Source organism: Mycobacterium sp., assembly GCF_035603715.1.
Taxonomy (GTDB): domain Bacteria; phylum Actinomycetota; class Actinomycetes; order Mycobacteriales; family Mycobacteriaceae; genus Mycobacterium.
In genome coordinates this window covers 1-7174 of sequence record NZ_DATNJW010000640.1, presented here as the reverse complement: position 1 = coordinate 7174, position 7174 = coordinate 1, and the positions used below count along the sequence as shown (strand labels likewise).

At 64.3% G+C, this 7174-nt stretch carries 5 protein-coding genes and 1 pseudogene; 2 read left to right on the top strand and 4 right to left on the bottom strand.

Annotation, left to right across the window (positions count from 1 at the left end; genetic code table 11):
• Window positions 1–184: 184 nt before the first annotated feature.
• The 4 genes from VN856_RS26055 to VN856_RS26040 form a co-directional block, all read right to left on the bottom strand.
• A complete protein-coding gene (locus VN856_RS26055; RefSeq protein ID WP_325694700.1) occupies window positions 185–1027 on the bottom strand; it encodes an SDR family oxidoreductase in 843 nt (280 codons plus the stop codon).
• A gap of 231 nt (window positions 1028–1258) precedes the next feature.
• Entirely contained in the window at window positions 1259–2584 is a 1326-nt protein-coding gene (locus tag VN856_RS26050; RefSeq protein ID WP_325694698.1) for a TetR/AcrR family transcriptional regulator, read from the bottom strand.
• A 224-nt stretch (window positions 2585–2808) separates the two neighbouring features.
• Window positions 2809–3909 (bottom strand): acyl-CoA dehydrogenase family protein, encoded by a 1101-nt coding sequence (locus VN856_RS26045; RefSeq protein ID WP_325694696.1) that lies wholly within the window; start codon window positions 3907–3909, stop codon window positions 2809–2811.
• Window positions 3906–5063 carry an acyl-CoA dehydrogenase family protein gene (locus VN856_RS26040; protein ID WP_325694694.1) on the bottom strand — a complete coding sequence of 386 codons (1158 nt, stop codon included), beginning with the start codon at window positions 5061–5063 and terminating at the stop codon, window positions 3906–3908. Before VN856_RS26040 ends, VN856_RS26045 begins: the two co-directional genes overlap by 4 nt.
• A gap of 196 nt (window positions 5064–5259) precedes the next feature.
• Here VN856_RS26040 and VN856_RS26035 point away from each other — a divergent pair, with 196 nt between their 5' ends.
• Window positions 5260–6744, top strand: a complete 1485-nt coding sequence (locus VN856_RS26035; RefSeq protein ID WP_325694692.1) for an aldehyde dehydrogenase family protein — start codon at window positions 5260–5262, stop codon at window positions 6742–6744.
• A 42-nt stretch (window positions 6745–6786) separates the two neighbouring features.
• A pseudogene (locus VN856_RS26030) lies at window positions 6787–7174 on the top strand (adenylate/guanylate cyclase domain-containing protein); the annotation flags it as partial.

The following is a 7174-nucleotide window of genomic DNA, read 5'->3' as shown; positions in this document are numbered from 1 at the left end:
CGGTCTTCTGCGTCGCCTTGTTGTCCGAAAAGCACCCGGAGCACGCTGCCGCCACGAGTGAAGCGCTTACCGCCGCGGTGATAAGCCGTGGTCCCACCAGACACCTCCCGACGCACGCAGGTTTGTCCCGCACGCTGTTTCTATCAGCCTGCGTGCGTCCCCGGGAGTAAACAGGCGCGACGGGCTAGCCCAGGGAAATGCGGCCCATGAGCAAGTCGATGATCGGCTTGCCCGCTGCGAACGTCCCGGTATTCGACGAGTTGACGTGTCCGTAGTCCACGAGCAGGGTCACGCCGTTGACACCCGCGGCGGCGTCGCTGTTCAGGAACGCCATCACATTGCCCATCTGCTCGGGCGTGTGCGTCGCGGTGCCGGTGGCCTCGCGGTAGTCCTGCGCGAACGACAGCCACAGGTCGGCATTGGCGCGGGCGAGGGGAGTGTCGGTCGGACCCGGGCAGATCGCGTTGATCCGGATGCCCTTGGCCAGGAACGGGAATGCATGCGTTGCGACGTAGGCGTTGATCGCCTGCTTGCTGGTGCCGTAGTGGCCGAAGTTGTCCGCCTCGTGGGCTTTGCTCCAGGCGTCTGCCGATGCGAAGTCGGGCGTGGCCAAGAACTCCTGAAGCCGAGGCAAGTCGGTTTCCCAGCCGATGCCGGCCACTGAGGAGATGAAGCAGATGGCCCCGCCGCGACCCAGCTGGCCGTTGCTGATCAGCTTGTCGATCACATGCCGGTGTCCGATGAAGTTGATCTTCATCAAGTCCGGACCGTCAGCGATGCCGGCGGCAGAGAACAGGGCGTCGACGGGTCCGCCGACCTCTTCGAGAGCCTTGTCGATCGACGCCGGGTCCCGAAGGTCGACCTGGATTCCGCGGCCCAGGCCGGCTTCGACCGGCGCGTAGTCCAGGTTGATCACCTCGGCTCCGAGGTCACCCACGATCTTGGCCGCAGCGGCGCCCATGCCGGTGGCACCTCCGACTACCAACGCCCGCTTGCCGTCGTAGCGGAACTGCTCGATACCAGTCATTTCATTCCTCTCTAGGGACGCCAACAGTAAGGCTCACGAGTACTTTACGTGAACAGATATTTGGTACAAGAACGGGATTACCAGGCCGGGTGCGAGACCGCGATCCGCACGCGAACTGGTGATGTGTCCGTGCCGCGAAAGCGGAGTCCATGACACGGAGTCCGGCAACACGCACCCCGCAAGTATGCGGCGGCGGGTGCGCCTACCGGTGAGTATTCGAAATCTTGGTTGTCAGATTGATGCAGATGTGTCACGCTCGGCGGCGCCGCGCACCAGCGTGTCGCGGGCATTGAGCAGCGCCGCATGCTTGCCTTGAGCCCGGACGATGTTTTCCGGCACCCACAGCGCATCCATGACGTAGCGCGCCAGCATCGACAGCGACGGGGACTCCTCGATGCGGATGTCGCCCGACTCGATCCCTTCCGACAGCAGCGTTCTGAGTTGTCGTAAGCGCATGGTGAAAGCGAGGCCGGGGTTGGGCGTATCGGGCGGCGATTGGCGCATCCATGCGAGTTGGATCTTCCACTCATCGGGGAACTGATCCAACGCATTGATGTTGACCCAGCTGAGTGCGTCCAATTTCTCCACGGGCGTGGCATCGGTGCGCAGAACGCTGGCGAATCCGCCGCCGGCCTTGATGCCGAACGACTCCATGATCGAGGCGAGGAGTTCGTCCTTCGATCCAATCAGCCGATAAACCGTCCCCGTGCCCAGACCTGCGGCGGCGGCAATGTCACGGATTGTGGTGACCTCATAGCCTTTTCTGCCGAACTCGGCTCGTGCCACCGCACGCACGTGCGCCGCCTTGTCGTTGCCGTCCGACTCGCCCTCGTCGGTCCAGGTTTTGATGGCCGCCTCCGCCGCGGCAAACGCACTGGAGCTGTTCAGTTCCCGATCGCTGGGCGACCGACTGGCCAAACCGTGCAACATGATGCGGCACATCACGACCGCGGTCTGGTCGGCCGCGCCGGTGTGTCTGATGATGTCGAGTCCGACGTGCATCATGGTCTGGCAGATCCGGTCGGCCAGCGTGGGCAGGTCGATGTCGGATCGAATGAAGCCGCTCCATCTACCCGCGCGCAGCGTTTGCAGCATTGCCTGCTGCACGGCGGTTGGCGGGTTTTGCAGGAGCTCGACGAGTTCCGGATTTGCGCTGGGGGCCTCATAAAACGACATTTGCAGGGCTGCGCGGTGCTGTACCGCGCAGCGCGCGATCGCGGACCCCAATTCGACGATCTTGTCGGCGACGGAGCGCGGGTCGGCTTGGTCTAATTTCTCGTGCGCAATTTCGCCGATGCGATCGAGGTCGGCGTAGTAGCGCCGCACCAACTCGACAAGGATCGCTTCCTTTGATTCAAAGTGGTGATAAAGGCTTCCCGGCAATATGCCCGCGGCATCGGCGATCTCTTGCAGCGACGTCCGCAAGCCGGAGGAGGCGATCAACGATGCGGCGGTTTGCAGGATTTCGGTGCGACGGGTGCCGTCGTCATAAGAGCCGCCACGGTCGTTCGCCAAGTCGGGGACGCGTTTTGCGGCACCCCGTCCCCGCGACGTCATGCGCGAACGTCCGGCTCGCTCGGACCGGGCCAACGAATCGGCATCGGGCAAGTCTAGGCGCGCAGAGCTCGACGTTGCTCCAGCCTCGGATGGTTGCTGAAGCCCCACGACACCTCCACAGGCCGGTCCCGCGCGATCCGTGACCCAATATTTGGTTTAACGCTACCAGGTTGCTGAGCATCAATTGCGCAGGTTGAAGGGTATTAGCGCGCTGTGATCGGATTTCAGTGCAGTACGGACTCGGCGAACTGCGCGCCAATCTGCACGAGGCATTCGTCGGGTGCGTCCAGAAACGCGCTCCAGCTCAGCAGGCGCTTGAGGTACAGGTGAGCGTCGTGCTCCCAGGTGTAGCCGATACCACCGAAGACTTGAATTGCCGTATCGCCGACGGCGGCCAGTCGGCCGGCGAACGCCTTGGTGCGCAACGCCGCCGAATGTCGTTCCGCGCGACTTCCGGCGTCGGCGGCCCATAGGGCGTGGATCACGCCACTGCGCGCGAGTTCGACTGTCTCGTACATATCGACGCACAGGTGCTGGACCGCCTGGAAGGCACCGATCGGCTGGCCGAATTGTCGCCGGACTTTGGCGTACTCGACGACGAGGTTCAGGATTGCCCGTGCCGCGCCGAGCGCGTCAGCGGCCCATGCGATCGTCACGTCATCGACCAGCGCCTCGACAGAATCGGGTGACACCGCGCTCAGACGTTGCCCGGGCGTCTCGTCGAGCCGCAGACGAAATCGCTTGCGGGTCTGGTCGATTCCGGTTTGCGGGATGATGTCGATGCCGGGCGCCGGCGTCTGGACCGCGAAAAGACCTGTGCCGTCCCGATCGTCGGCGATCACGAGGATCACGTCGGCGGCGGCGATATCCCACACGCTGTCGATCTCGCCACGCAGCACCACACCGTCGCCACTTGCGGCCGCGCTCGGGCGGTCACCGTCGAGCGGGCCCACCGTGACGGTCGTGGAGCCGTCCGCGATACCGGTGAAAAGTGGGGCCGCCACGCTGGCGTCCACTTCGAATCGCGTCAGCGCGCGGGTCGCGGCGACGGCCGTGGACAGCCACGGCCCGGGATGTAGCCCGGCGCCGAGTTCTTCGAGCACGACGCCGGCTTCGACCATCGTCATGCCGGCGCCGTTGTATTCCGACGGCACAAGCAAGCCGGTGGTGCCCAAGTCGGCGAGCCCCTGCCAGACCGACTCGGTGGTGCCGGTCGCGTCGTCGAGCATCGGTCGGACATGCTCGGCGATCGAGGCCCTTTCGGCGAGGAAGCTTCGCACGGTGTCGCGCAGTGCGATCTGCTCGTCGGTCAGCTCTAAATTCATGAGCGCGGCAACCCCAGAACGCGTTGGGCGGTGATGTTCTTGTTGATCTGCGTCGTACCGCCGGCGATGGTCAGCGAGCGCGAGGTCAAGCGGTAGTCGGCCCAGCGGCGGCCGTCGGGGTGTGTTCCGAGCAGGTCGAAAGCCAGCGCGGCGATGCTCTGCCCGACCTCACCCCAGATCGTCTTGGCGAGGCTTGCCGATGCGAACGGGTCGCCGCCGTGCAGGATCGCGGAGATCGACCGCTGGCACAGCACCTCGAGATATTTGATGCGCAAAGCGATTTCGCCCAGACGTCGCAGCGTCGTCGGGTCCTCGAGCACCGGCCGGTGGCCGATCTGTACGTCCGCGAGATCGGTGACCAATTCCGCCAGCCTCACCTGCATCTCGGTGTAGAGCCGTGCGGCCCCGGCTCGTTCGTGACTCAGTGTCGTCGTGGCGATCTGCCAGCCGCCGTTCTCGGGACCGAGCAGGGCATCCGCAGGTACCCGCACGTCGTTGAAGAACACTTCGGCGAAATCCGCGTCGCCGCTCAGCGTGACAAGCGGCCGAACTTCGATGCCCGGCAACGACATGTCGAGAATCAGGCATGAGATGCCTTTGTGCTTCGGCGCGTCCGGATCGGTGCGCACATACAGCTGGCACCATTTGGCCCGGTGCCCCAATGAGGTCCAGATCTTCTGGCCGTTGACGACGAAGTGATCGCCGTCGCGCACCGCGCGGGTGCGAAGTGAGGCGAGATCGGAGCCGGCTTCGGGTTCCGACATTCCCTGACACCAGATGTCGTCGGCGCGCATCATCCGGGGGAGCAGAGTGCGCTTCTGCGCCTCGGTCCCGTGCTGCATGATCGCCGGGGCGATGTTGTTCATCCCGATCACATTGAGATGGACCGGCACGCGTGCGCGGGTGGTCTCCTCGGCGCAGACCAGCTGCTCGAGTACGCCGGCCCCGCGGCCCCCGTACTCCTGCGGCCAGGAGAGCGCGGCCCAACCGGCGTCGGCCATCGTCGCGTTCCACGCCCGAAGGGTCTGAAATGCTCCTTCGTCCCTACCTCGCCCGCGGTTCGCGGCAATGACCTCGTCGGTCAGGTTCGCGGCCAGCCACGCGCGCAACTCTTTGCGGACCTGTTCCACCTCTGGCGGGTATGAGAAATCCACGTTTCCTGTTGGCTTCGGGGCGATTGACTACGGGCAATGGCGAACTCTACGGTGGAACAGATATTTGGTCAACAACATCGAGGATGGGTCAGACTCCGTCGAGGGTTGCCAACCGGCTATCTTCCGGTAAGGCTTCCCATAGTATCGTGCGTCCTGGCGCTCTGCTCAGCGTCCCAACTACGAAAGCGCAACAAACATGACTGACACTGTAAAGGTCCGCTTCGAGCCGAAAATGATGATCGACGGCAAGTTGGTCGACGGTCAGGCCGGTACTTTCACCAACCTCAACCCGGCGACCGAGGAGCCGCTCGGGGAGGTCGCCGATGCGTCGAAGGAGGACATGCACCGGGCCATCGATGCCGCCCGCCGCGCCTTCGACGAGACCGACTGGTCGACCAACAAGGAGCTGCGCAAGCGCTGCCTGTTGCAGCTGCACGACGCGATCGAATCGGAGAAAGAGGAGTTGCGCGAGGAGCTCATCCTCGAGGTCGGCTCGCCGCGGGCCATCACGTTCGGCCCGCAACTGGACGCCCCGCTGGCCGACGGGCTGAAGTACCCCGCCCGGTTGATCGACGAATACGCCTGGGAAACCGATCTCGGCGACCGGGTGATCAGCCTCACCGGCGCGAACACCTCCGTCAAGGTCTGGCGGGAGCCGGTCGGCGTGGTCGGTGCGATCGTGCCGTGGAACTTCCCGTTCGAGGTGACGATCAACAAGCTGGGGCAGGCGCTGGGCACCGGCAACACCGTCGTGCTCAAGCCGGCGCCGAATACTCCGTTCAACGCGACTCGCCTGGGCCGGCTCATCGCTGAAAAGACCGATATCCCCGCCGGTGTCGTCAACGTCGTCACCGCGTCGGATCACTTTGTGGGCGAGGAGCTTACGGTGTCGCCAAAGGTCGACCTGATCTCGTTCACCGGGTCGACGGTCGTCGGCAAGCGGATCATGGAAAAAGGCGCGGCCACCATGAAGCGGCTGTTCCTCGAACTCGGCGGCAAGTCGGCCACCATCGTCTTGGAGGACGCCGACTTCGGGTTGGCCTGCGCGATCGGCATTGCCCCGTGTATGCACGCGGGGCAGGGTTGCGCCAACCCGACCCGGATGTTGCTGCCGCGCTCTCGCTACGAGGAGGGTGTGGCGATCCTGAAGGGCATCTACGAGAGCATCACCTGCGGCGACCCGCAGGACCCCGGCACCCTGTGTGGGCCGGTGATTTCGCAGCGACAGTTCGACCGCGTCACGGGCTACATCAAGAAGGGCGTCGAGGAAGGTGCCACCGCGCTGGTCGGCGGGCCCGGTGCGGAAACTGGATTCGACAAGGGATATTTCGTCCGGCCAACACTTTTCACCGACGTCGACAACAAGATGACGATCGCCCAGGAAGAGATCTTCGGTCCGGTGCTGTCGGTCATCCCGTTTGACGACGAAGAAGATGCGATCCGCATCGCCAACGACAGCCCATACGGTCTGGCCGGCAACGTGATGTCGGGATCGCTGGAGCATTCGCTGGCCGTGGCTCGTCGGATCAAGGCCGGCTTCATCGGCGTCAACGGCGGCGCACCCTACGGCGCAGATACGCCGTTCGGTGGATACAAGGACAGCGGCGTTGGCCGCCAGAACGGTGTGGCCGGTTTCGATCAGTACACCGAGGTCAAATCCGTGGGATACCCCGTGGGCTGACACCCGCGGTAATTCCAGCTGTCAGCGGGCTACCTTTGTCCCGTGACCGACGCCGCACAAACACAACGGGCGACCGGCCGCAACATTGCGATCCGTTATGCGGCCGGTCTCGCCTGCGGGCACCTGATCGGCTCCGCCGATGCCGCCGCGATCGTCATCCCGCTGCATGGTCAGTTCACCAACGAGACTAGGGCGTACTTCGCTCCAACCAGCCTCGTTACGGCGGCGGTCATCGTCGTTCTCGGGACCGTGGCCGTCGCGGCCGGCGGCATCGCAAATCTCATCCCGGTCCTGCGTTGGTTCGTCGCTCAACAACAACCGAATCCCGAGCAGCGGCGATCGGCAATGCGCATCCTCACGCGGCAGTCGATGATTCTGGCCGTGGTGTGGGCGGTCAGCGGCGTCACCTACCTCGTGTTGAATCTCGACG